Annotated in this window: 2 protein-coding genes and 1 pseudogene; all 3 read left to right on the forward strand. The window is 67.1% G+C overall.

All coding sequences use genetic code 11. From position 1 onward, the window contains the following. On the forward strand, positions 1–429 hold a 429-nt coding region (locus tag AUC71_RS13395), incomplete at its 5' end, for an AAA family ATPase (RefSeq protein WP_483127812.1). A 23-nt stretch (positions 430–452) separates the two neighbouring features. Next, complete coding sequence (gene crcB / locus AUC71_RS13400) at positions 453–827, forward strand: fluoride efflux transporter CrcB (RefSeq protein WP_193427048.1); 375 nt, start codon at positions 453–455, stop codon at positions 825–827. A gap of 4 nt (positions 828–831) precedes the next feature. Beyond that, positions 832–1,260: pseudogene (locus AUC71_RS13405) on the forward strand (RluA family pseudouridine synthase); the annotation flags it as partial.

Here is a 1,260-nt window from a genome sequence, read left to right on the forward strand (position 1 = left end):
GATATCGGGCTCGCCGATCCCGCCGCGCTGTTGCAGGCCAACGCGGCGAAGGACGCTTACGATTTTCTCGGCTCACCGGAAGGGGAGTTGGCGCTGGCGCAGGCGACCGTCTATCTGGCGACTGCGCCGAAATCGAACGCCGCCTATATGGCCTTCAACGCGGCCTCACGTGTCGCCAAGGAGAGCGGGTCGCTGCTGCCGCCGAAGCATATTCTCAATGCACCCACGACGCTGATGAAGCAGGAAGGCTACGGCCGCGACTACGCCTACGATCACAACGAGAAGGGCGCCTTCTCGGGGCAGAACTATTTCCCGGACGGCGTGGAGCGGCAGCAATTCTATACGCCGACGGGGCGCGGCTTCGAGCGCGAGGTCAAGGAGCGGCTCGACCGCTGGGCCGAGATCCGGGCCAAGCGGGGCGGGGCTTAAGCGCGCATGAGGGGGGCTTGATGATGAAGACGATGCTGTTCGTGGCCGCCGGCGGGGCGCTCGGCGCGTCCGCGCGCTATCTCGTGGGAGTCGCTTCGGGACGCCTGATCGGCTTCGGCTTTCCGTGGGGCACGCTAACGGTGAACGTGCTCGGCTGCTTTCTGATGGGCCTCCTGATCGAGGCCATGGCGCTGCGCTGGACCGTCGGCAACGAGCTGCGGGCCTTCCTCACCGTCGGCGTGCTCGGCGGCTTCACCACGTTCTCGGCCTTCTCAGCGGATTTCGCGCTCCTTTACGAGCGGGACGCCTATGTGAGCGCAGGGCTGTATCTGTTTGCCTCCGTGGGACTTTCCATTGCCGCGCTGTTCGCGGGGCTGTTCCTCGTGCGCTCGCTGTAAAGCCATGCCCGTCGAGACCCGCAACGTCACGCACGACGAGGACGGCATGCGGCTCGACCGTTGGTTCAAGACCCATTACGCGGGGCTGCCCCATAGCCGGCTGGAGAAGCTGCTCAGGACGGGCCAGGTGCGGGTGGACGGGGGCCGGGCCAAGGCGAGCACGCGGCTCGAAGCCGGCCAGAGCGTGCGCGTGCCGCCGCTCCCCGATGTTCCGCCGCCGCCAGGGCCGAAGAAGTCGCTGTCCAAGGCGGACCGCGATTTCCTGAAAGACATCACGCTCTACGAGGACGACGACCTCCTGATCCTCAACAAGCCGTCGGGCCTCGCCGTGCAGGGCGGCACCAAGACCACGCAGCACATCGACCGTTTGCTGGAAGGGCTGGGGGATGGGGCCGGAGACGCGCCCGCGCCTGGTGCACCGGCTCGACCGCGA

The organism is Methyloceanibacter marginalis, from assembly GCF_001723295.1.
GTDB classification, from domain to species: domain Bacteria; phylum Pseudomonadota; class Alphaproteobacteria; order Rhizobiales; family Methyloligellaceae; genus Methyloceanibacter; species Methyloceanibacter marginalis.

Bases quoted from the DNA above. Each gene is read 5' to 3' on its own strand.
- crcB (WP_193427048.1), top strand. From the start codon at position 453: ATGAAGACGATGCTGTTCGTGGCCGCCGGCGGGGCGCTCGGCGCGTCC.